Origin of the sequence: Pseudoalteromonas rubra, assembly GCF_001482385.1 — a bacterium.
Classification (GTDB): domain Bacteria; phylum Pseudomonadota; class Gammaproteobacteria; order Enterobacterales; family Alteromonadaceae; genus Pseudoalteromonas; species Pseudoalteromonas ardens.
The window spans coordinates 2,917,734-2,941,533 of the sequence record NZ_CP013611.1; the positions used below are offsets into that span (position 1 = coordinate 2,917,734).

Annotated in this window: 12 protein-coding genes, 2 tRNA genes, 3 rRNA genes and 1 pseudogene; 13 read left to right on the plus strand and 5 right to left on the minus strand. The window is 47.7% G+C overall.

Annotation, left to right across the window (positions count from 1 at the left end; translation table 11 throughout):
• Positions 1–134: 134 nt before the first annotated feature.
• Positions 135–1,520: an ATP-dependent RNA helicase DbpA gene (gene dbpA / locus AT705_RS12665; RefSeq protein WP_082668989.1), complete on the plus strand. Its 1,386-nt coding sequence runs from the start codon at positions 135–137 to the stop codon at positions 1,518–1,520.
• A gap of 139 nt (positions 1,521–1,659) precedes the next feature.
• Here dbpA and AT705_RS12670 read toward each other — a convergent pair whose 3' ends face one another.
• Positions 1,660–2,238 carry a DNA-J related domain-containing protein gene (locus AT705_RS12670; protein ID WP_058796868.1) on the minus strand — a complete coding sequence of 193 codons (579 nt, stop codon included), beginning with the start codon at positions 2,236–2,238 and terminating at the stop codon, positions 1,660–1,662.
• Between the two features lie 86 nt (positions 2,239–2,324).
• Between AT705_RS12670 and AT705_RS12675 the strand changes: the two genes are divergently transcribed.
• Positions 2,325–5,186 (plus strand): ATP-binding protein, encoded by a 2,862-nt coding sequence (locus AT705_RS12675; protein ID WP_058796869.1) that lies wholly within the window; start codon positions 2,325–2,327, stop codon positions 5,184–5,186.
• Here the strand turns inward: AT705_RS12675 and AT705_RS12680 are convergent.
• The 3 genes from AT705_RS12680 to trxA all read right to left on the minus strand — a co-directional run bounded on the left by AT705_RS12680 (position 5,163) and on the right by trxA (position 8,471).
• Entirely contained in the window at positions 5,163–6,449 is a 1,287-nt protein-coding gene (locus AT705_RS12680; RefSeq protein ID WP_058796870.1) for a methyl-accepting chemotaxis protein, read from the minus strand. The two genes, AT705_RS12675 and AT705_RS12680, sit on opposite strands and share 24 nt — an antisense overlap.
• Before the next feature lie 215 nt (positions 6,450–6,664).
• A complete protein-coding gene (gene rho / locus AT705_RS12685) occupies positions 6,665–7,924 on the minus strand; it encodes a transcription termination factor Rho (RefSeq protein WP_010387091.1) in 1,260 nt (419 codons plus the stop codon).
• A gap of 220 nt (positions 7,925–8,144) precedes the next feature.
• Positions 8,145–8,471 (minus strand): thioredoxin TrxA, encoded by a 327-nt coding sequence (gene trxA, locus AT705_RS12690; RefSeq protein WP_010387092.1) that lies wholly within the window; start codon positions 8,469–8,471, stop codon positions 8,145–8,147.
• A 91-nt stretch (positions 8,472–8,562) separates the two neighbouring features.
• Here trxA and rhlB point away from each other — a divergent pair.
• From rhlB to rrf, 7 genes and pseudogenes are all read left to right on the plus strand, one after another.
• Positions 8,563–9,850, plus strand: a pseudogene (rhlB, locus tag AT705_RS12695) (ATP-dependent RNA helicase RhlB).
• A gap of 38 nt (positions 9,851–9,888) precedes the next feature.
• The gene (gene gppA / locus AT705_RS12700) at positions 9,889–11,391 is read left to right on the plus strand and encodes a guanosine-5'-triphosphate,3'-diphosphate diphosphatase (protein ID WP_058796872.1); all 1,503 of its coding nucleotides are present in this window, start codon (positions 9,889–9,891) and stop codon (positions 11,389–11,391) included.
• A 511-nt stretch (positions 11,392–11,902) separates the two neighbouring features.
• Positions 11,903–13,435 (plus strand): 16S ribosomal RNA (locus tag AT705_RS12705).
• A gap of 76 nt (positions 13,436–13,511) precedes the next feature.
• Positions 13,512–13,588 (plus strand) — tRNA-Ile (locus AT705_RS12710).
• A 115-nt stretch (positions 13,589–13,703) separates the two neighbouring features.
• A tRNA-Ala gene (locus AT705_RS12715) sits at positions 13,704–13,779 on the plus strand.
• Positions 13,780–14,057: 278 nt separating this feature from the next.
• Positions 14,058–16,937: ribosomal RNA gene (locus AT705_RS12720) — 23S ribosomal RNA — on the plus strand.
• Positions 16,938–17,053: 116 nt separating this feature from the next.
• Positions 17,054–17,168, plus strand: a 5S ribosomal RNA gene (gene rrf / locus AT705_RS12725).
• The 16S, 23S and 5S rRNA genes sit together here with 2 tRNA genes alongside, the layout of an rRNA operon.
• Positions 17,169–17,714: 546 nt before the next feature.
• Here rrf and AT705_RS12730 read toward each other — a convergent pair.
• Positions 17,715–18,452: a substrate-binding periplasmic protein gene (locus tag AT705_RS12730; RefSeq protein ID WP_058796873.1), complete on the minus strand. Its 738-nt coding sequence runs from the start codon at positions 18,450–18,452 to the stop codon at positions 17,715–17,717.
• 111 nt (positions 18,453–18,563) lie between these two features.
• On the opposite strand from AT705_RS12730, the gene AT705_RS12735 reads away from it, so the two are divergent.
• The 4 genes from AT705_RS12735 to AT705_RS12750 all read left to right on the plus strand — a co-directional run bounded on the left by AT705_RS12735 (position 18,564) and on the right by AT705_RS12750 (position 23,638).
• Positions 18,564–19,256: a DNA-3-methyladenine glycosylase I gene (locus AT705_RS12735; RefSeq protein WP_058796874.1), complete on the plus strand. Its 693-nt coding sequence runs from the start codon at positions 18,564–18,566 to the stop codon at positions 19,254–19,256.
• A complete protein-coding gene (locus AT705_RS12740; protein ID WP_058796875.1) occupies positions 19,253–20,689 on the plus strand; it encodes a protein adenylyltransferase SelO in 1,437 nt (478 codons plus the stop codon). Before AT705_RS12735 ends, AT705_RS12740 begins: the two co-directional genes overlap by 4 nt.
• A gap of 3 nt (positions 20,690–20,692) precedes the next feature.
• Positions 20,693–22,480, plus strand: a complete 1,788-nt coding sequence (locus AT705_RS12745; protein ID WP_058796876.1) for an ABC transporter ATP-binding protein — start codon at positions 20,693–20,695, stop codon at positions 22,478–22,480.
• Between the two features lie 111 nt (positions 22,481–22,591).
• Positions 22,592–23,638 carry an OmpA family protein gene (locus tag AT705_RS12750; protein WP_058796877.1) on the plus strand — a complete coding sequence of 349 codons (1,047 nt, stop codon included), beginning with the start codon at positions 22,592–22,594 and terminating at the stop codon, positions 23,636–23,638.
• Positions 23,639–23,800 lie beyond the last annotated feature (162 nt).

Sequence of the window (23,800 nt, forward strand, 5' to 3'; positions counted from 1 at the left end):
TCACTGGAGATTGTCGCAACAATTGTTGTTAAATTAAACTGTTTCGGGGTGAATGGGCGTTTTTGCTTACTGAAGTGACGGCGCTATGTGGGATTTGCTAAACTTGGCAGATTGAATTCATCCGAGGTAGCAGTGTGACTCAGTCGTTTAATCAAGTGTCGTTGACCCGACAGCTTCAAAGTGGTTTACAGCAAGCCGGCTTTACTACCATGACGCCCATCCAGGCGCAGGCATTGCCCGCTATTATTGCCCGCCAGGATGTGATTGCGCAGGCAAAAACCGGGTCGGGTAAAACACTGGCATTTAGCCTTGGCTTACTGAATAAATTGGTGGCCGAAGAGCAGGTGATCCAGAGTTTAGTATTGGCGCCAACTCGAGAGCTGGCACAGCAGGTGACTACTGAGATCCGCAAGCTGGCGCGTAGTATGCAAAATATCAAGGTATTGACCGTGTGTGGGGGTGAGCCTATCGGGCCCCAGATAAGTTCACTGGAGCATGGTGCGCACGTGGTGGTTGGCACCCCAGGGCGGATTGAAGAACATTTGTATAAAGGCACACTCGACCTGACCCAGGTGCAGACTTGGGTATTGGATGAAGCCGATCAGATGTTGGCCATGGGGTTTGTCGAAGCGCTGGAGAATATCGCGATATATCTGCCACCAGAACGCCAGACCTTGATGTTCAGTGCCACTTATCAGAAAGACATTGAAGCGCTGACACAACAGTTTATGCGTGAACCTGTGATGGTGAAAGGGGAAGAAGAAGCTCTGAACAGGCAGATTAAGCAGCAGTTTTTTGCACTCAAAAATAACAAGCTGAGATTCAATACACTGCGCCTGTTGCTCCAGCATTACAAACCGGTCAGCTGCATTGCTTTTTGTAATACTAAAGTGGAAACAAAAAAGCTGTACAGTGAGCTCAAGAGCAGTGGGGTCAACGTTGTGACCTTACACGGCGACCTGGACCAGGCTGAGCGGGTCCGTTCGCTGATCCGCTTTGCCAATAAAAGTGCATCGGTATTGGTTGCCACAGATGTCGCCGCCCGGGGTCTGGATATTGAAGATGTTGATATGGTGATCAACTATCATATGGCTCTGGATCCGCAAACCCATGTACATCGGGTCGGCCGAACCGGACGGGGTGGTAAAAAAGGCCTTGCTTGCTCTTTGTATGGTGAAAATGAGGCGTTTAAAGTCGCTAAATTGGGCGAAATTTATGAGCAAACCTTTGAGCCGGTGACTCCGCCGCCACTGAGCCTGCTCGACAAACCTGTGTTTAAGCCTCCGATGGTAACGTTGCAGGTCGATGGCGGCAAAAAAGATAAACTTCGTGCCGGCGATATCGTCGGTTGTCTGACTTCTGAACAAGGGATTGGTGCCAGCCTGATTGGTCATATCGATGTGCTGGACCATCAGGCGTTTGTCGCAGTGGCCCGAGAAGGCGTGAAACCTGCGCTGAGGAAGTTGCAGGAAAGCAAGCTTAAGGGACGTAAATTTAAAGCGAAGCGGATGAGCCTGTGAGGCTATCAATCCCCCTTAATTGCTTAGCAATTCAAGGAGAAGTCTGGCGGTAACAGGGCTTAAAATTGTTAATTCTGGCGCGCTAAATAGCAAGATGATTACTGTGTATCCGCTAAGATTCTCCCGGCTGATGCGAGCACTATGACTCTTCCGCTGTCGCAAAGTGTTTGAGTTGTTCATATTCGTGCTGGAGCTGCTGAAAGGCGCAGTGATTACCTTGTTGATCCGGGTGAGCAGCAAATGCCAGTGCGCGCCAGCGCTTGCTGAGTTGGCGCCGGCAATATGGGTTGGGTAGCTGCCATTTTGCAATTAACTCCGCGTGTTGCTGCGGTGCCAGTTGCGGTAACTTGAGATAGCGTTGCCAGAACTGATCAAGTAACGCTACCACATCGTCCTTACTGGTATCATAATTGCGCCAATCTAAATAATAGTCTCTGAGCGGATCGTGTGCCTGCAAGGCGGAGTTGGCCGGTTGCTCTTTCAGGCGGATATCCATGGCCTCGACCTGAAGGTAGTAACCTTGCTCCGCCATCTCTTGTTGCAGCTGATACAGTGCGTTCATCAACAGAAAATTGCGTTTAAAAAGGTCCTTGTCTGGATCATTATCTAGTTTCGGCAATCCAAAATCAGCATCCAGCGCTGCGGCCAGTCGATGCAGTTGGGTCGCACGCTCACGGGTGATTATTCTAAAAGTGGCATCAAGGAGGGGGTTCAACATTGTTCCGCCTGTAAACATAGTGTATCTTCTTTGTTCAATTCTTATTTTTTGACACGTCTATTGCAAGTAATACGGGGCAGACAGGGATGACAAAGGGGTTAAAGTGGGCTGTGACCACTGTGTTACTGGTGGGGATCTGGTCGGCGCAAGGCCATGCTGAGACATCTGCCGCCAAACCTGCGATTACATCACAAATTGAGGCATTATCAGACCTGTCCAACTGGCAGGAGCAGGTGCTTAGTGCTGAACGCTTGCTGCAGGTCACTGAATTAAGTCCGCAACACCGTGCAGCGACCCTTAAGGCCATAGGTAAAATTGCACTGGAAAGCACGCGCTATGAGATGGCGATCCGTTATTTTGAGCAACTGGAGTCTTTTAGTCGCGATGAGGGATTGTCTGACAGTTTGTATTATGCGCTTAAAATGCAGGGGATCAGTGCGTTTTATCAGGGAGATTATGCTGCATCTGTGGTCGATTATCAGCAGGCGCTCGCCGTTGCAGAACAAAGAAATAATCCCATTGAGCGCGCAGACATTCACAATAATCTGGGTATGTCATTTATCCAGATCCATGACTTAGAAGCCTCTCTGGAGCAGTACCTGGCCGCATACATGTTGTATGAACAGTATGGTAATGAGCAGGACAGGGCAGACATGTTGCTGAATCTTGCTGGCGTTTATATTCGTCAGTTTCGCTATGACAAAGCAGAAGAGCTACTCAAGCGTGCAAAGACGTTATTTGAGGGGCTTGAAGATCATTATGGTGTGGCGTTGGTACAGGGTAACCTGGGCGTTATTTATACCGAGTCAAATCGCCCAGAGCTGGCCCGAGAAGCTGTGAAAGCAGCGGTTGATTACTATCACAGTATTAATGATACACGTCACTTGGCGTTTGAATATGTCAACATGGCGAAACTGAGCCTGTTGATCCGCGATTACACCGCAGCGGAGCAGGAGGTCAATTTTGCCATGTACTACGCTGAAAAAGCCGATAATCAGGCTGGGGTAATGCATGCCTTGCATCCGATGGCAAGGTTGCAGCTGATGCGTGATGATATCGCCGGTGCGGAAGCCAGTATTGATCACGGACTAATGCTGACACGAAAGCTGGGAGATAGGCTCAGGGAGCGTGAGTTTTTACATTTACTGGCGCTGGTTCAGGCGGCAACAGGTAAGATGCAGTCTGCGGCTGAAACACTTGATTATTATCGGGACTTGCAATTCTCGTTGCTGAATGAGGGGCTCATTACGCGCCTCAATAAATACCAAAGTCAGTTTGAAGAAAGTCAGTTAAGTCAGGAGTTTGCGAAAATGAAGCAAGCGCAGGAGCTGCAACAACTGCAGGACGAACAACGTAATCAACTACTGTGGATGAGCGGGCTGATCTTATGTCTGGCGCTGATCTCCGTGTTTGCTTTTTATCATCGCGCGACCGAGCGACGGGCAAAGATTGAACTCAGTAAAAAAGTTGCGCAGCGAACGGCACAGTTACAGCAAAGCGCCGATGAGCTGCGTAATGCCAATCAGGTAAAAAGTCAGTTTTTAGCCAATATCAGCCATGAAATTCGCACGCCGCTGACTGCAATTTTGGGTCATGCCGAAAGCTTGCAGCAGGATTACACGCACGACGCCCACCTTATGTCGTCACTGGCTGTTGTGACACGACAGGGCAATCATCTCAAAGACCTCATCAGCGATGTACTGGACCTGAGTAAAATAGAGGCGCAGCGACTAGAACTGGAGTACACCGAATTTACCATAGAGAATTTACTGGCTGATGTCTGCGATATGTTCCAGCGCCCCTGCATAGAAAAGTCACTTGCTTTGTTAGTGGAAAATGATTTGCCAGTGCCCTATTTGGTTCGGCTCGATTATGTGCGTCTGAAACAGATCTTAATTAATTTACTCAGCAATGCGGTTAAGTTTACGCAGCATGGGCAGGTAGAGCTGATTATCCGCCGGTATGACGATGGCCTCACGTTTATTGTTCAGGACAGTGGCATTGGGATGTCGCCATCTCAGGTGGCCAGGATATTTGAGTGCTTCCAACAGGGAGATAATAGTATCACGCGTCGATTTGGCGGCTCTGGGTTAGGGCTTAGTCTGTCACAACATTTGGCCAAGATGATGGGGGGTGAGATTTCAGTGTACAGTGAAGTCGAGAAAGGGAGCCAGTTTAAGCTGGTTGTCCCCTGTGCCCGCCTGAGTCATACCAAAGGAACCGAGCGCCTTAATGAGGCGCAGTCCACTCCCTCCCAACTCCCCGATTCACGTTTGTCCGGCACGGTATTACTGGCGGAAGATCATGATGACAACCGAGTGCTTATCACTCGTGTGCTGGAAAAAATGGGTCTGGAAGTCGATGCCGTTAGTAACGGCAGGCAAGCTGTAGAGCGCTGTCTCAGCGCGTATCCCGATGTGGTGCTGATGGACATTCAGATGCCAGAAATGGATGGTCTGGAAGCGTTACAACTATTACGACAGGCAGGCTTTGAAGGTGAGGTTTATGCACTGACGGCAAACGTGATGGAGCACGAAATTAAAGGCTATCTGGCTCAGGGGTTCAGTGGCCATCTTAGTAAACCGATTAACAGCGATCTCCTATATCAAACGCTTGCTCAGTCCTTGCATCGCACTAATGCGGCCCAGGCACTGGACTTGTCGATAGATATGAGCGATCTCAAACAGAGTTTTGCACAGACTCTGGAGCAGGAAAGGTACAAGTTAATCGATCTGTGGCAGGATCAGGACTGGCAGGCATTACAGCATCACTGTCATAAATTAAATGGGGCAGCGAGTATGTTTGAGTTTGTGCATATAGCAGATATTGCCTCACAGTTTGAAGCGGCGCTGAAGCAGGAACAAACGGCGCTTTATCAGGATTTGTTTCTGATCCTGTGTGATGAACTCAAAGTGTGCAGTTACTCAGAACAGCTCGATGTCTCCTAATTTACTATGTTCATCAGCCTGGGGGCTGTGGGGTTTCTTTGAGACTGCATTCGTATCGGCATCACTATTATAGCGGCTGGTATCGGTTCTATGAGACATATCTGGATGTGGTCGCTCTGCCGTAAACATAGACAACTTCTCATGAATACATGCAGCCAGATTGATCAGATCAGTACTCGACACTGCCTGAATCTTTGACGCAGACAGTGCATCTGAATTGAGTTCAACCATAGATTCTATGCTGGATTGCGCTTCATCAGAGACAGTTTTCTGTTGGCTTACCTGGTCGTGAATACTGTGCGACATAGCATTAATGTCTATCATAGCCCGCTCTATCTGATCGACCTCTTTTGTTGAGGCTTCTGATAGACCGACCGTTTTATCGGTTTCTTCCAGCGCAGTTAACATCAGGGCGTGTGCACTGTCTGTACCGGCCTGGATTTTATTGACCATGTTGCGCACTTCTTGTGTAGACTGACTGGTGCGTGCTGCAAGACTGCGTACTTCATCGGCTACCACGGCGAATCCCCGACCTTGTTCACCCGCTCTTGCGGCCTCAATGGCGGCATTCAGGGCTAGCAAGTTGGTTTGATCGGCAATGGCATTGATCACATCAATCACAGAACTAATGGCATCGCTGTCTGTTTTTAATGTGGCTATTTGTTCGCTGGTCGTCTGAATATTGCTTGCCAGCGTCATCAGGCTTTGCTGGCTCTTGTCGGTATCCACACGGGTTTTTTTTACCGCCTGAGTGGCGTTTTCGACGGAGCTGTAGATTTTTTCTAGACTGTCATCCAGCTCTCTTGACACCGTTAACATATGGTTGATGGCCGTGGCCAAGTCTTCTCCATGGGCATGTTGGATGGTCGCCTTTTGTGTCATGGAGGCATAGGTATCACGCAGGCTATCGGCCATAGGGGTCAGCCGTGATGAAGAGGCATAGACCTCACCAATGATGTGCTCCATCATTGCCATACTGGCGTTTATAGCCAGGCAAGCTTTGGGCAGTGATTTATCTTTTTCGTCGAAACGAAAGGTTAGATCAATCGTGTCCTGGTGATGCAGCGCACTGACAAAACTTTGCAAGTAAGCCCCTTTTTCTTGTTTCTTATCTACCCAGAGTGTGATCAGAACAGATGAAACCAGCATCATAGCAATGAGTGAAGCGGTGGCTGTCAGAGGGAGGGAGAATATGGCTGTACAGATCAGCACGGCGGCTATGTTCACCGTAGTCACGGCCATGGCACTGGCTATTAAACGCATGGATGTGTTCTTCCTTATCAGGCTTACTAAATAACACGAGCTGTAATGCAATGCGGGCCCAGGTTGTGAGCCGAGTGCTTGGGGGAGGTGGCCTTCCCTGAGATACAAACAAGTGTTTTGCACACTTCCTAATATATAGAACACCAATCAGAGAGTTCCAAGCTATCATGGCATAAAAAAAGCCTGCATCAGCAGGCTTTTTCTTAAGCGATGGGTTACTTACGCTTCATTGAGTCAAAGAACTCGTTGTTGGTTTTGCACATCGACAGCTTATCGATCAGGAACTCCATTGCATCGATTTCGCTCATCTCATGGACAATTTTGCGTAGAATCCACATTTTCTGAAGCTCATCTGGCTTAGTGAGCAGTTCTTCACGACGAGTACCTGAACGGTTAAAGTCGATCGCCGGGAAGACGCGCTTTTCAGCAATCTTACGGTTTAAGTGCAGTTCCATATTACCGGTGCCTTTAAACTCTTCGTAAATGACTTCATCCATCTTAGAGCCCGTGTCGATTAGGGCTGTGGCAATAATGGTCAGACTGCCGCCTTCTTCTACGTTACGTGCAGCACCGAAAAAGCGTTTTGGTTTGTGTAGTGCGTTGGCATCAACACCACCTGTCAGGACTTTACCTGAAGATGGAATTACAGTGTTGTAGGCACGTGCTAGACGAGTGATTGAGTCCAGCAGGATGATGACGTCTTTCTTGTGCTCTACTAAGCGTTTCGCCTTTTCAATGACCATTTCTGCAACCTGTACGTGGCGGCTTGCTGGTTCATCAAAGGTAGAGGCAACTACTTCACCTTGCACCAGGCGCTGCATTTCTGTTACTTCTTCCGGACGCTCGTCAATCAGTAGTACCATGAGCGTTGCGTCTGGGTTGTTGTAAGAAATAGACTGCGCAATATTCTGTAGCAGCATGGTTTTACCAGCTTTAGGTGGTGCAACAATCAATGCACGCTGGCCTTTACCGATAGGAGAAGCCAGGTCCAGAACTCGGGCAGTGATGTCTTCTGTACTGCCGTTACCGCGTTCCATCACCATACGCTCGTTGGCGTGAATAGGCGTCAAGTTTTCGAACAGGATTTTCGTTCTGGAGTTTTCCGGCTTATCAAAGTTAACTTCATTCACTTTCAACAGTGCGAAGTAGCGCTCACCATCTTTAGGTGGGCGGATCAGACCGCTGATACTGTCACCGGTACGTAGGCTAAAGCGTCTGATCTGGCTGGGCGAAACATAAATGTCATCCGGACCTGCTAGGTAGGAGGCTTCCGATGAGCGTAAAAAGCCGAAGCCATCCTGAAGAATTTCCAGCACGCCGCCACCATAAATGTTTTCGCCGCTTTTTGCGTGCGCTTTCAAGATGGCGAAGATGATGTCTTGTTTTCTCAGACGGGCGACGTTTTCGAGTCCCATAGACTCGGCAAGTTTTACAAGCTCATTGATTGACTTGTCTTTCAGTTCGCGTAAATGCATATTGGTGGGTTCTTTATTTAAAAGTTGTTCTCTCGTGGTACGAGGGATTGAATTGAAATTGCTTAAGGTTAGTGGCTCTATAAGTTAGCAGCTAGGGGAGCAGTCGTCCAGTCTTTATACAAATTTAATCAGGCAGTGCCAACACAGCACCACCTGTTACATTCAGACTGTGACTTATTCAGCGACCAGCGTAAGCTGATGCTGGTAATTAAGTGTTTAGTTAGATGTTGTTCTCAAGGAACTCGATCAGTTGTGTTTTAGACAACGCACCAACTTTAGTGGCTGCAACTGCACCGTCTTTGAATAGCAGCAGAGTTGGAATACCACGGATACCAAATTTAGGTGGTGTTAGTGAGTTTTGATCGATGTTGAGCTTAGCTACAGTTGCGCGACCTTCGAACTCGTCTGCAATTTCGTCCAGGATAGGTGCAATCATTTTACATGGACCACACCATTCAGCCCAGAAATCTACCAGTACAGGGGTATCCGACTTAAGCACGTCTGCTTCGAAGCTGTCATCAGTTAATTGAATAATTTTGTCGCTCATTGCGCTCTCCGTTAGAATTAGGTCAATTATTTAATGCGTATTTAAACACTCTTGTTTCTTATTGCAAGTTTAAACGTTATGCTTAATCGCTATGACTAAGACACATTTGACCAATAAAAAAATTTATCGACTTTGCTTTAGCGCCGGAAGTGGTCGCCGGTTTGACAGCGAGTGGCTTCGAATACTGTACGCCAATCCAAGCAAAGTGCATGCCCTACATTAGTGAGGGCAGAGACATTGCCGGTCAGGCTCAGACAGGTACAGGTAAAACGCTGGCGTTTTTAACTGCAACTTGTCACAGGCTGATGCAAAGCCAATCTGACGCCCAGGTTGCCGGTCAGCCACGTGCGTTGATTATGGCACCGACACGAGAGCTCGCGATCCAAATCCATAAAGACGCACAAATCATGGCGCCGGCGTGTGGGTTAAAGCTTGGTTTAGTATATGGTGGCGAAGAATACGAAAAACAACGGTCACAACTAGAAAAAGGGGTGGATATCCTCATTGGTACGACCGGACGCCTGATCGATTTCTATAAACAAGGTGCCTATAACCTTAATAATATTGAAGTTGTTGTATTAGATGAAGCAGACCGAATGTTCGATTTGGGCTTCATCAAAGATATTCGTTATCTGTTCAATCGCATGCCGGATACGCAACAGCGTCTGAATCTGCTGTTTTCTGCAACTCTGTCTTACCGTGTTCAGGAGTTAGCTTTTGAACATATGCACAACCCTATCCATGTGCAAATTGAACCGGATGTTAAAACAGGCAAACGGATCAAAGAAGAGTTGTTCCATCCCTCGCAAGAGGACAAAATTCCTTTACTCCTTACCTTGATTGAGGAAGAGTGGCCAGATAAGGCCATTGTATTTGCCAATACTAAACACAGTTGTGAAAACGTGTATGAATGGCTAAAAAATGATGGGCATCGGGTTGGACTGTTAACCGGTGATGTCAATCAGAAAAAGCGTTTGTCGATTTTGTCTAAATTCACTAAGGGTGAATTGGACCTGTTGGTTGCAACCGATGTTGCAGCACGAGGTTTGCACATTCCTGAAGTGAGTCATGTACTCAATTTTGATTTGCCAGATGACTGTGAAGATTATGTGCATCGCATTGGCCGTACTGGCCGAGCAGGTGCGTCAGGGCATGCAATAAGTTTTGCCTGTGAGCAATATGCATATAACTTACATGAGATTGAAGAATACATTGACCATGCAATTCCGGTTTCACACTACGATAAGTCAGCTCTGCTAGATGATATTAAAGCGCCAGCCAGACAACAAAGGCGCAGAAATACATCCGGTCAGCGCGGTAATCGCAGTGGTAATAACCGTCGACAAGGTAGTTACCAAAAATCGCGCCCGCGAAATTAATTGGGCGTTTTGGTAGAGGTAGATAGAGGTTAGTAAGCGTGGTTCAGAGATCTCCACATGAAAATGTGTATGCGGTGATTGATTTAGGATCAAACAGCTTCCATATGTTAATCGCAAAACATATGGCCGGTGGCGTGCATACAATTGGTCGGGTCAAACGTAAAGTGCGGCTGGCAGCTGGCTTGGATGAGCAAAATTTGCTGAGTGAAGAAGCGATGCAGCGAGGTTGGGAATGTTTATCCTTGTTCGCTGAACGACTTCAGGATATCCCGGCTAACAATATACGTATTGTGGCCACAGCAACCTTGCGCTTGGCAACTAACGCTGATGTGTTTAAGCATCAGGCCGAGCAAATTCTGGGTCACCCTATTTCTATTATCAGTGGCGAAGAAGAGGCCCTGTCTATATACAAGGGCGTCGCACATACCTCAGCCTGCCAGGGCCGACAGCTTGTTGTTGATATCGGTGGCGCGAGCACCGAAATTGTCATTGGTCAGGGCTTTGAAGCACAGCTGTACCACAGCCTGAATATGGGATGTGTCACCTATTTAGAGCGTTATTTCTCAGATGGTGCACTGAGTGAGGCCAACTTCTCCGCTGCAACGTCAGCAGCGCACGAGGTGGTTGCCCCGTATGCTGCGCAATATAAATCGTCTGGCTGGGAGCTTGCAATTGGCGCATCCGGGACTGTTCAGGCCATTCAGGAAATTTTTGCGGCACTAGGCCTGGATGAGATGCTGACGCTGGATAAGCTCCAGGCAATTCGTGCGCAAGCCATTCAGTTCGAAAGTATAGAGCAACTTGAGTTGCCCGGACTGAGTGAAGAACGCCGTTTGGTCTTTGTTTCTGGTCTGGCAATTTTGATAGCATTGTTTGAAGCACTACAGATTGAGCAAATGGGTCTTGCTGGCGGTGCTTTGCGTGAAGGCATTCTATATAGCATGATTGATCAGCTCAATCAGGCTGATATTCGCAAACGCACACTCGATGGCTTTATGTCTCGATATCATGTTGATACTGGGCAGGCGACACGTGTGTTTGATATCTGCAAAATCTTTCTACAGCAGTTGAAAGCACCAATGCAGTTTGATTTTCAAAGTGCCTGTAGTTTATTGCATGCTGCTGCATCCATGCATGAGATTGGTCTGGTCATTGACTACAAGTCTTATCATTTGCACAGCGCCTACATTTTAAAACACACCGGCATGCCTGGTTATTCCCGAGTACAAAAGCAAATGGTGGTAACTTTAGTGGGTAACCACCGGCTCGACGTGGAAGAAGATACCTTTATCCAGTTTGGTCATCATCAGGGATTCGTTGAATTACTTGTCAGGATCTTCCGGGTTGCTGTTATTCTGTCTATGCGCCGTCAGGATGATGTTTTGCCAGATCTATACATCACAGCGACTGAACCTGAAACGCTTACCCTGACTTTACCGGATGAGTGGCTGCATGAGCACCCATTAATGCGCAGCGAATTAGAGTTAGAAGCTGGGTATCAGGAAAAAGCTGGTTGGATATTGAAAATTGAGCGCGATTAAGCGCTCTTTTTGTACATAAAAGGTCTAAAAATGTGCGTTTAGTGTAATTTGTGTCCGAACGCGCTGTTTTTCTCACTTTTCTTCAAAAAAGGGGTTGCGCTGGGTTTCGATTTCCCTATAATGCGCTTCCACCGACACGGGGCACAACGCTGAAAAGCAACGAGCCAGCGAGTTGGGAGTCAAATAAAGCTTGATTCTGAAACTTTTCAAAATTAAGTGTTGACATAAAGTGGGAAGTGATTAGAATGCACAACCCTCAGCGCTAACAGCGCAGCGATAACGAGTTATCGCACTGTTCTTTAAAAATATGAAGCAATCATCTGTGTGGGCACTCGTACAGATTGAGTTCTAACAGCGAATTTCAGTTTACTGAATGACGCACAAAAATTTAGAGTCTCAATTTCTTATGAGTGACTAACATAGTCAATTCGTTTTGATTTTACTTTTTTAAAAGTAGAAACAGACAAAATCAGAATTCATTGAGCACGAATCTTCGGATTCAAAAAACTTTTAATTGAAGAGTTTGATCATGGCTCAGATTGAACGCTGGCGGCAGGCCTAACACATGCAAGTCGAGCGGTAACATTTCTAGCTTGCTAGAAGATGACGAGCGGCGGACGGGTGAGTAATGCTTGGGAACATGCCTTTAGGTGGGGGACAACCATTGGAAACGATGGCTAATACCGCATAATGTCTACGGACCAAAGGGGGCTTCGGCTCTCGCCTTTAGATTGGCCCAAGTGGGATTAGCTAGTTGGTAAGGTAACGGCTTACCAAGGCGACGATCCCTAGCTGGTTTGAGAGGATGATCAGCCACACTGGAACTGAGACACGGTCCAGACTCCTACGGGAGGCAGCAGTGGGGAATATTGCACAATGGGCGCAAGCCTGATGCAGCCATGCCGCGTGTGTGAAGAAGGCCTTCGGGTTGTAAAGCACTTTCAGTCAGGAGGAAAGGTTAGTAGTTAATACCTGCTAGCTGTGACGTTACTGACAGAAGAAGCACCGGCTAACTCCGTGCCAGCAGCCGCGGTAATACGGAGGGTGCGAGCGTTAATCGGAATTACTGGGCGTAAAGCGTACGCAGGCGGTTTGTTAAGCGAGATGTGAAAGCCCCGGGCTTAACCTGGGAACTGCATTTCGAACTGGTAAACTAGAGTGTGATAGAGGGTGGTAGAATTTCAGGTGTAGCGGTGAAATGCGTAGAGATCTGAAGGAATACCGATGGCGAAGGCAGCCACCTGGGTCAACACTGACGCTCATGTACGAAAGCGTGGGGAGCAAACAGGATTAGATACCCTGGTAGTCCACGCCGTAAACGATGTCTACTAGGAGCTGGGGTCTTCGGACAACTTTTCCAAAGCTAACGCATTAAGTAGACCGCCTGGGGAGTACGGCCGCAAGGTTAAAACTCAAATGAATTGACGGGGGCCCGCACAAGCGGTGGAGCATGTGGTTTAATTCGATGCAACGCGAAGAACCTTACCTACACTTGACATACAGAGAACTTACCAGAGATGGTTTGGTGCCTTCGGGAACTCTGATACAGGTGCTGCATGGCTGTCGTCAGCTCGTGTTGTGAGATGTTGGGTTAAGTCCCGCAACGAGCGCAACCCTTATCCTTAGTTGCCAGCGATTCGGTCGGGAACTCTAAGGAGACTGCCGGTGATAAACCGGAGGAAGGTGGGGACGACGTCAAGTCATCATGGCCCTTACGTGTAGGGCTACACACGTGCTACAATGGCATATACAGAGTGCTGCGAACTAGCGATAGTAAGCGAATCACTTAAAGTATGTCGTAGTCCGGATTGGAGTCTGCAACTCGACTCCATGAAGTCGGAATCGCTAGTAATCGCGGATCAGAATGCCGCGGTGAATACGTTCCCGGGCCTTGTACACACCGCCCGTCACACCATGGGAGTGGGTTGCTCCAGAAGTGGATAGCTTAACCTTCGGGAGGGCGTTCACCACGGAGTGATTCATGACTGGGGTGAAGTCGTAACAAGGTAGCCCTAGGGGAACCTGGGGCTGGATCACCTCCTTATCGACTTAGAACTAATTTGTTCGAAGTGTCCACACAGATGATTGTTGATTAGAATTAGAGAACACAAACATTGTTTGGGTCTGTAGCTCAGCTGGTTAGAGCGCACGCCTGATAAGCGTGAGGTCGGTAGTTCAAGTCTACTCAGACCCACCACTTCTTCCCGATGCTGCGTTATTAAGCTCGTCGTTTAGAAACTACTAAACGTCCTCACTTAATGCCTTGCCTCGAAAAGAAGCTCGGTTCAGAACAATGTTATTCCTAGTAATGTGGGGCTATAGCTCAGCTGGGAGAGCGCCTGCCTTGCACGCAGGAGGTCAGCAGTTCGATCCTGCTTAGCTCCACCACTTTACTACCTACTCCTCATAGATAAACACTCTTACCAACGACTTGGTACTCTGAGAGTTTTTAACTCTGAGAAGTAATTCTCTTGCTCTTTAAAAATTTGGAAAGCTGATATTAAATTCTCGGAATGACAATGAAAATTGTTGTTCTATAGAGTTTTCGAAAGAAAAATGCCGATAAATTCGAAAGAATTTATTAGCGTCTACTTTAGTATTACTTAACTTCTGGCGAAGTTAAAACTGTCTTTGACACTACAATTCAAAACTATTTTGGGTTGTATGGTTAAGTGACTAAGCGTACACGGTGGATGCCTTGGCAGTTGGAGGCGATGAAGGACGTACTAACTTGCGATAAGCCTAGTTGAGCCAGTAAGAGGCGCTTGAGACTAGGATTTCCGAATGGGGAAACCCGGCCCTTTGGGTCATCATGCAGTGAATACATAGCTGTATGAAGCGAACGCGGAGAACTGAAACATCTAAGTACCCGTAGGAAAAGAAATCAACCGAGATTCCGAAAGTAGCGGCGAGCGAAATCGGATTAGCCCTTAAGCTTTAATGTAGTTAGTGGAACATTCTGGAAAGTATGACGATACAGGGTGACAGTCCCGTACACGACAACTTATTTAAAGTGAAATCGAGTAGGTCGGAGCACGTGAAACTTTGACTGAATATGGGGGGACCATCCTCCAAGGCTAAATACTCCCAACTGACCGATAGTGAACCAGTACCGTGAGGGAAAGGCGAAAAGAACCCCTGTGAGGGGAGTGAAATAGAACCTGAAACCGTGTACGTACAAGCAGTAGGAGCCCCTCGAGGGTGACTGCGTACCTTTTGTATAATGGGTCAGCGACTTATATTCTGTAGCAAGGTTAACCATTTAGGGGAGCCGTAGCGAAAGCGAGTCTTAACTGGGCGCTTAAGTTGCAGGGTATAGACCCGAAACCCGGTGATCTAGCCATGGGCAGGTTGAAGGTCAGGTAACACTGACTGGAGGACCGAACCCACTAACGTTGAAAAGTTAGGGGATGACCTGTGGCTAGGAGTGAAAGGCTAATCAAACCGGGAGATAGCTGGTTCTCCCCGAAATCTATTTAGGTAGAGCCTCGGACGAATACTTACGGGGGTAGAGCACTGTTAAGGCTAGGGGGTCATCCCGACTTACCAACCCTTTGCAAACTCCGAATACCGTAAAGTACTATCCGGGAGACACACGGTGGGTGCTAACGTCCATCGTGGAGAGGGAAACAACCCAGACCGTCAGCTAAGGTCCCAAAGTGTATGTTAAGTGGGAAACGATGTGGGAAGGCTAAAACAGCTAGGAGGTTGGCTTAGAAGCAGCCATCCTTTAAAGAAAGCGTAATAGCTCACTAGTCGAGTCGGCCTGCGCGGAAGATGTAACGGGGCTAAACATACCACCGAAGCTACGGCTGCGAACTTAGTTCGCGGGGTAGGGGAGCGTTCTGTAAGTGGCTGAAGGTGTGCCGGGAGGCATGCTGGACATATCAGAAGTGCGAATGCTGACATGAGTAACGATAATGCGGGTGAAAAACCCGCACGCCGGAAGACCAAGGGTTCCTATCCCATGTTAATCAGGGTAGGGTGAGTCGACCCCTAAGGCGAGGCTGAAGAGCGTAGTCGATGGGAAACGGGTTAATATTCCCGTACTTGGTATAAATGCGATGGGGGGACGGAGCAGGCTAGGCAAGCATGGCGTTGGTTGTCCATGTGAAAGGCTGTAGGCTGGTGACTTAGGAAAATCCGGGTCGCTAAGGCTGAGAGTCGAGACGAGCCACTACGGTGGTGAAGTTGTTGATGCCCTACTTCCAGGAAAAGCCTCTAAGCTTCAGTTTATATCGAATCGTACCCTAAACCGACACAGGTGGTCAGGTAGAGAATACTAAGGCGCTTGAGAGAACTCGGGTGAAGGAACTAGGCAAAATTGTACCGTAACTTCGGGAGAAGGTACGCTCTTACTTGTGAAGACTTCGCGTCGTAAGCAGGCGAGAGCCGCAGTGACCAGGTGGCTGGGACTGTTTATTAAAAACACAGCACTGTGCAAAATCGTAAGATGACGTATACGGTGTGACACCTGCCCGGTGCCGGAAGGTTAATTGATGGGGTTAGCTTAGGCGAAGCTCTTGATCGAAGCCCCGGTAAACGGCGGCCGTAACTATAACGGTCCTAAGGTAGCGAAATTCCTTGTCGGGTAAGTTCCGACCTGCACGAATGGTGTAACCATGGCCACGCTGTCTCCACCCGAGACTCAGTGAAATTGAAATCGCAGTGAAGATGCTGTGTACCCGCGGCTAGACGGAAAGACCCCGTGAACCTTTACTACAGCTTGGCACTGAACATTGACCCTACATGTGTAGGATAGGTGGGAGGCTTTGAAGCGCAGTCGCTAGATTGCGTGGAGCCGTCCTTGAAATACCACCCTTGTAGTGTTGATGTTCTAACTTAGGTCCCTGATCGGGATTGAGGACAGTGCCTGGTGGGTAGTTTGACTGGGGCGGTCTCCTCCCAAAGAGTAACGGAGGAGCACGAAGGTTGGCTAAGTACGGTCGGACATCGTACGGTTAGTGTAATGGTAGAAGCCAGCTTAACTGCGAGACAGACACGTCGAGCAGGTACGAAAGTAGGTCATAGTGATCCGGTGGTTCTGAATGGAAGGGCCATCGCTCAACGGATAAAAGGTACTCCGGGGATAACAGGCTGATACCGCCCAAGAGTTCATATCGACGGCGGTGTTTGGCACCTCGATGTCGGCTCATCACATCCTGGGGCTGAAGTCGGTCCCAAGGGTATGGCTGTTCGCCATTTAAAGTGGTACGCGAGCTGGGTTTAGAACGTCGTGAGACAGTTCGGTCCCTATCTGCCGTGGGCGTTTGAGAATTGAGAGGGGCTGCTCCTAGTACGAGAGGACCGGAGTGGACGAACCGCTGGTGTTCGGGTTGTCATGCCAATGGCATTGCCCGGTAGCTACGTTCGGAATCGATAACCGCTGAAAGCATCTAAGCGGGAAGCGAGCCTCGAGATGAGTTCTCACTTTAACTATAAGTTAACTGAAGGGCCGTTGAAGACTACAACGTTGATAGGCGAGATGTGGAAGTGGTGTGAGCCATTGAGCTAACTCGTACTAATTACCCGTGAGGCTTAACCATACAACGCCAAAGTGGTTTTGTTTGTTAGAAGTTAAGAAATAAAGTAGACGATAAGAATTTAATACGCTTTTCCAGATTTTAGTGAGATGTTGATAAACATCTTGCACACAGAATTTCCTGGTGAACATAGCATTTTGGAACCACCTGACCCCATGCCGAACTCAGTAGTGAAACGAAATAGCGCCGATGATAGTGTGGGGTTTCCCATGTGAAAGTAGGACATCGCCAGGGCCTAATAAAAGAAAGCCCGATTCGAAAGAGTCGGGCTTTTTTGCGTTTGAAATTTTAAAAAGCGTCGATGAAGCTGTAGATAGAGTAGCGTTGTCTATTCATCCATGAAGTTGGTATCTAGCAACCTTTGGACACACTTCCTTGTGGAGGGCTCCCGGCGCGTAACGCGTGTTATCGGCGTCCATACCTCGCGTTCATTGCGCTGCGAAGCGGTGCTTCGGTCACAATTCACCCATGTGAAAGCAGGACATTGCCAAGCTCCTAATAAAAGGTCGATGAAAGACATTCATCCATGAATTTCATCGACATTCGTACTTCCATGTACGTCAAACCCGTTGCAGAAATGCAGCGGGCTTTTTGCTATGTACGATTTAAAAAAGTTGTATAACTTTCCGGTCACAAAGCCGATCCCCCGTCATCCCGCACTTGATGCGGGAACTACTAACAGGCTATACGATGACTTTGAATCGTACTTCCACCTGGTAGTCATGATCAGGTACCTGATCAAGTGCTTTTTAAAGATAGGTCTTTGTGTATAAAGAACAATCACTGGGTACTAATCGAAGAGCAATTGGCTTGATACTGCGTCAGATAAAGCTTGTTTGAGGTAAGCTGCTGGAGTGCGTTATTGAAGAGTGCCACATATTTTTTGTTATGTTGGTTTATCAGTAAAAACCCCTGATTAACAAAAGCTGGTTTAGGCTGCCGTACCAGGCGTTTTACCTCAGAGTTAGACAGGGCTTTTGCATACTCTCTCTCAGTTTGTTCATCCAGAACGGCAATATCCGCGCGTTGACGCAGCAGGAATTGCAAATTTTTGGTGGTGTAGGTCGCCTCCATCACTTCAATTTCATATTCTTTGATCGCCTGCCATAGTGTTTTTGGATACGTTAAACCTTTATTGAGAAGTAATCTGTATGGCTTGAGGTCGGCATAGGAGTTAAATTTAAACGGTATACTATCCAGGTGATAAAAGTGGGAAACTTCAGAGGTGAGCGGGTATGACGTATACAGGTACTCAGTTGCTCTTTTTTCATTGTAATACCAATAAGCACTACCAATAAACTCTGCTTTTTTTCCCTCTTCATATGCGCGCTGCCAGGGCATAAATACAAACCGAACACGGATCCCGTGCAAAGCAAAGGCATCTCGGATAAGCTGAGCGGTACACCCTTGATCCTCACGATGCCGGTCTACGTATGGAGGCCATTGACCAGTTGTAATATGCACTGTTTCAGCACTTAACGTAAAACTATAGAATAAAGCAAAAATAATGTATTTCACTGACAACGCTCTGAAAACCGGGCTAAACAAAACTATAGCGCTTATTGTTGAATAAAACGAATCGACCAACAAAAGCGTCTATCCCATTGATCAAAATTAAAAGGCTAAGCTGTGGAGAGTTTTTTAGATATTTATGAACGAGCGTGCGCGCGAAAAGGTTCGAAGGACACACTGGAATCATTACTCAGTGAACCAGTATCAAAAACGCAACTTGCCATGCTTCCCGATGATGTCTGGCTGGAAGAGTTTACTCGTAAAATATTTCAAAGTGGTTTTTATTGGTCAGTGATTAATGCCAAGTGGCCAGGTTTTCGTGACGTGTTCTGGGATTTTTCTGTTGAGAAGTTACTTTATATGTCGCCTGAGATGTTTGAACAGCGCGCTCAGGACGAGCGTATTGTACGTAACTATAAAAAAGTACAAAGCATTGCCCATAACTGTCTGATGATCCATGAATTGGCACTAGAGCATGGCACTTTCAGTAAGCTTGTTGCCAATTGGCCGGAGGACAACATCATTGAACTATGGCTGTTACTCAAAAAACAAGGAAGTCGATTAGGGGGCAATACCGGCCCTTATGCACTGAGAGCTGTCGGTAAAGACACGTTTATTCTGAGCCGGGATGTAGAAGCCTATCTGCGCGCTCATGAGGTGATCTCAGGTGGTCTGCATAGTCAGAAATCACTGCGCTCTGCACAAGCCTTCTTCAATGAGTTACGTGGACAAAGTGGTTATTCATTGCAAAAATTAAGTCAGCTTGTCGCTTATAGTGTGGGTGACAACGTGCTAGGAGTAACATCATGAGCCAGTTTTTTACCCGCTACACCGAGTTGGGAGAGACTTATCTGGTCCCACAGCAGCCTTATCAGTTTGAGCAGGCTCAATTACTACTTACCAATCAGCCATTGTTAACTGAATTAGGCTTTGAGATCGATCAGCAAGCATTGCGTGACTACCTTGCAGGTGTATCTCAAGTCGGGCGCATTCAGCCAGTTGCAATGGCGTATTGCGGCCATCAGTTTGGTCATTTTAACCCGCAACTTGGTGATGGACGAGCACACTTAATTGCGTCAATCGCCGCAGCGGATGGTCTCAACTATGATATGCACCTTAAAGGATCCGGCGCGACAGTCTTCTCGCGTGGGGGGGATGGCTTGTGTGCACTGGGCCCGGCTATCCGGGAGTACATCATGAGCCATGCAATGCAAGCATTGGGTGTACCAACGACCCACTGTCTGGCAGTCTTGTCCACTGGTCAACAGGTGATGCGTCAGACGCCAGAGCCCGGCGCTGTTGTATGTCGCATTGCCCGAAGTCATATCCGGGTTGGCACCTTTCAGTTGATGGCAATGAATAAGGATGTTTCGGCGATGAGTAAACTCGTCGAGTTATGTATCCGTGAATACTATAGTGACATTACGTCCAGTGGTGAAGCGCGTATCTTTGATTTCTTCACGCAAGTATGTCAGCGCCAGTGTGAACTTATTTTAAAATGGATGCAGGTTGGTTTCATTCACGGGGTTATGAATACCGACAATACCCTGATAAATGGTGAGACGATTGACTATGGCCCCTGTGCGATGATGGAGTCTTTTTCATTCGATACGGTGTTTAGCTCTATTGATCGTCAAGGACGCTATGCCTTTGGTCAGCAACCGAACATTGCCAGCTGGAATTGTGGGCGTCTGGCGGAGTCTTTGATGGTGTTGATCGAGGATAAAGACGCGGCGCTGGAGTGCTTTTCAAGTATTCTAAGCCAGTTTGCTGAGAGCTTTAATGAGGGCTACCAAGTGATGTGGTCTAAAAAGCTTGGGATAGGCACCTGGGAGGACTCAGATCAGGCATTACTGAGTGAGTTGTTATCGCTGATGCAGCAAAATAAACTGGATTACACCAACACGTTTGCTGCTCTGACAAACGCATTACACGCCAGTCCGCTACCAACCTATCCGTTACCTGAAGTGTTAGCTGGCTGGGTGAGTAAGTGGCGAAAGCGGATTAGCGGACACAGTGCAGCTGAGGCACTGGCGCTGATGCAATCTGTAAATCCGGCGATTATTCCGCGTAATGATTTGGTGGAGCGATTTATTGCCCAGTTTAATGAAGGCACTCAGAGTGATGAGTTTACTGACTGGCTAACTGCGCTGAAGACTCCCTATACCTATCAAGCCTATCCTGTTCAATGGACGGCGACTATGGCACATGAACAAGCCTACCAGACGTTTTGTGGAACGTAAGCTATGAGTGAGCAGAGCAACCAGGCATTGACCTGGCAGGAAATCAAGCGACAGATCCTGACACATAAAACCCCCTTGATTTACGCACATCTGATTGCTTTTTGTGCCGCTCTGGTGAGCGTGCCCATTCCACTCATGATGCCTTTATTAGTGGATGAAGTGTTACTGGCACGCCCTGGTGCTGCAGTGGAGACCCTCAATCATATATTGCCTGCTCAGTGGCACGGCGCGACGGGTTATATTGTCTCTATCCTGATAGCGGTGGTGTGTATGCGCTTGGGGGCATTGGTGTTGGGTGTTGCGCAGTCACGTCAGTTTACAATCATAGGAAAGGACATTTCTTATCGGATCCGGGAAAGGCTGCTTGGCCATCTGGCAAAGGTGCAGCTCAAGGAATATGAAACTCAGGGCGCTGCGGCGATCAGTTCACGATGTATCACAGACATTGAGACGCTAGATGGCTTTATCAGCCAAACCTTGTCTCGTTTCTTGATAGGCATTTTGACGATAGTCGGGACGGCAGTGGTGCTGCTATGGATCGACTGGCTGTTGGGCTTGATCATTCTGACACTCAATCCTGCTGTGATTTATTTTTCCCGGCAATTCGGGAAGCGCGTTAAAGATTTGAAGAAGCGTCAGAATAATGCATTCGAGGCATTTCAGAGTGCACTGGTCGATACGTTAGACGCCATCGCTCAGCTCAAGGCAATGCGCCGCGAGCAAAGTTATTTCGATACGGTTGTGGGGGCAGCGAAATCGCTTCGTTACCACTCTGTACAGTCACAGTGGAAAACAGATGCAGTCAATCGTCTCAGCTTCACCGTTTTCTTGTTGGGATTTGAAGTCTTCCGTGGCATCGCTATGCTGATGGTGGTTTTCTCTGACTTAACCGTAGGTCAGATATTCGCCGTATTTGGTTACTTGTGGTTTATGATGGGACCAGTACAAGAGATCCTGAGTATTCAGTATGCTTATTATGGCGCGACCGCTGCGCTTCAGCGTCTGAATCAGGTGCTGGCATTCAGTACAGAGCCTCAACAGCCTGCGAACAGCGAGGTATTCAAACAACCGACGATCCGCATCGATTTTCGTCATGTTAGTTTTGCCTATCAAGATGGCTTGCCGGTACTCAATGATGTGTCTTTGAGCTTGCCCAGCGGTAAGAAAACAGCGTTAGTTGCGGTATCAGGCGGTGGTAAGTCGACCGTTGTGCAGTTGCTGCTTGGGTTATATCAGAAGCAGTCCGGTGATATTTTGATTAATGACGTGCCTGCCGAAGAGGTTGGTTTTCATGCCATTCGGGAGCACGTCGTGACTGTGCTTCAGCAGCCCATTCTATTTAATGCCAGCATTCGGGAAAATCTGGCCATGGGTAAAGCCTGTGATGATGAGTTGTTATGGCATGCGTTAAAGGTGGCGGAACTGGCTGACACTGTCACTGACATGCCTCAACAGCTCGATACTGTGGTGGGTCGTAATGGGGTGAGACTGTCGGGCGGACAAAAGCAACGCCTGGCTATTGCCCGTATGGTTGCCGCGGATCCAAAAGTGGTTGTGCTGGATGAAGCCACGTCTGCGCTGGATGTGGAAACTGAGGCCAAAATACATCGTAATTTGAATACTTTCTTATCAGGCAGGACGACTCTCATCATTGCTCATCGACTGAGTGCAATTCGTCAGGCGGATCAAATATATGTACTGGATGATGGCGTTGTGAGCCAGGCTGGAGACCATCATAGCCTGGTTGCGGAGCAGGGGTTATATCGGGTGCTATTTGGTCATCAGAGCTGAATGTAAAATTAACAAAAAATTCCTATTTTGTGTTAAGTAAATATTAAGACATAATCTACTATTATTACTGCAAATATCAGATTGCATTATTATTTTAGAGAGGGAAGGATGATGAAACTACGAATGCTAAGCGTTGTTGTAACAGCTTTGATGGCAACCAGTGCGTATGCGGATGACCACCAAGAAGGCGTTTATTTGGGCGTTTTTGGTGACTACTATAAGGCTGATTGGGAAAACAGCCGGGATGCAGCTGGCGTCACCGTTGATGATTCAATGGGGTGGGGTGCCGAGCTGGGATATCGTTTTAGCAAATATTGGAGTGCTCGTCTTGAGTATGCTGACATGGACTTTGATTTATCAGGGTTACGTAGCGACTCTGCAGACGGTGATAGAATTGGTATTGATGGCCTTTACCACTTTAATGGTGGCCCTTTCTATGCACTATTTGGTCTGAAATCGATCGATGTGTTGGACAATAATACCTTTGCCAATGTAGGCGCAGGTTATCGTCATCACTTCAGCGACAACTTTGCTGCTAACTTTGAAACGGCTATTTATCAGGGGATTGACCGGGGTTACACCGATGTGGGTGCAAAGCTTGGTATTAACTACTTCTTTGGTGGTGTGAGTAGCAGCAAACCTGTTGAACCTGCACCGGCGCCGCAACCTGAGCCTGTTGTAGCTGCGCCTGTTGATACGGACAAAGATGGCATTTATGACATGGATGACCAGTGTGCCAATACACCAATGAGTGATGCAGTTGATGCACAAGGGTGTACTCTGTACGAAGATAAAGAGGTGACTGTCAGCCTGTTGGTACGTTTCCCGAACAATAACTCAAGCGTATCACAGCAGTATCTTAATGATATTCAAGCTGTTGTAAGCTTCCTGAAGGAGCACCCAGAAACCACAGTGGTACTTGAAGGGCATACTTCTGCTGTGGGTAAAGCCGACTATAACAAATGGTTGTCTAAGAAGCGTGCCGATGCTGTTGCAAAACAACTTGTCGAGAAAGGCATTGATGAAATGCGCATCACAACAGTGGGTTACGGTGAAGAACGTCTGAAAAATACCGATGACTCCGCGCAAGCGCACGCTGAAAACCGTCGTGTTGAAGCAAAAGTAAAATCTGTCGAGCGTGTTAAAGTAAAGCGCTAATCCCTGTTTATTCTGCTCTGGCCCGGAATTATCCGGGCCTTTTTGTCTCTTTTCCTTGCTTTAAGCCATTCATGTAAACGTTGTTTTAAACTCTGTGTATTCACAGAGGTTATAATCAATATAAGACGGCAAAGTGGCCGTTTGATTTTCATCTATACTCTA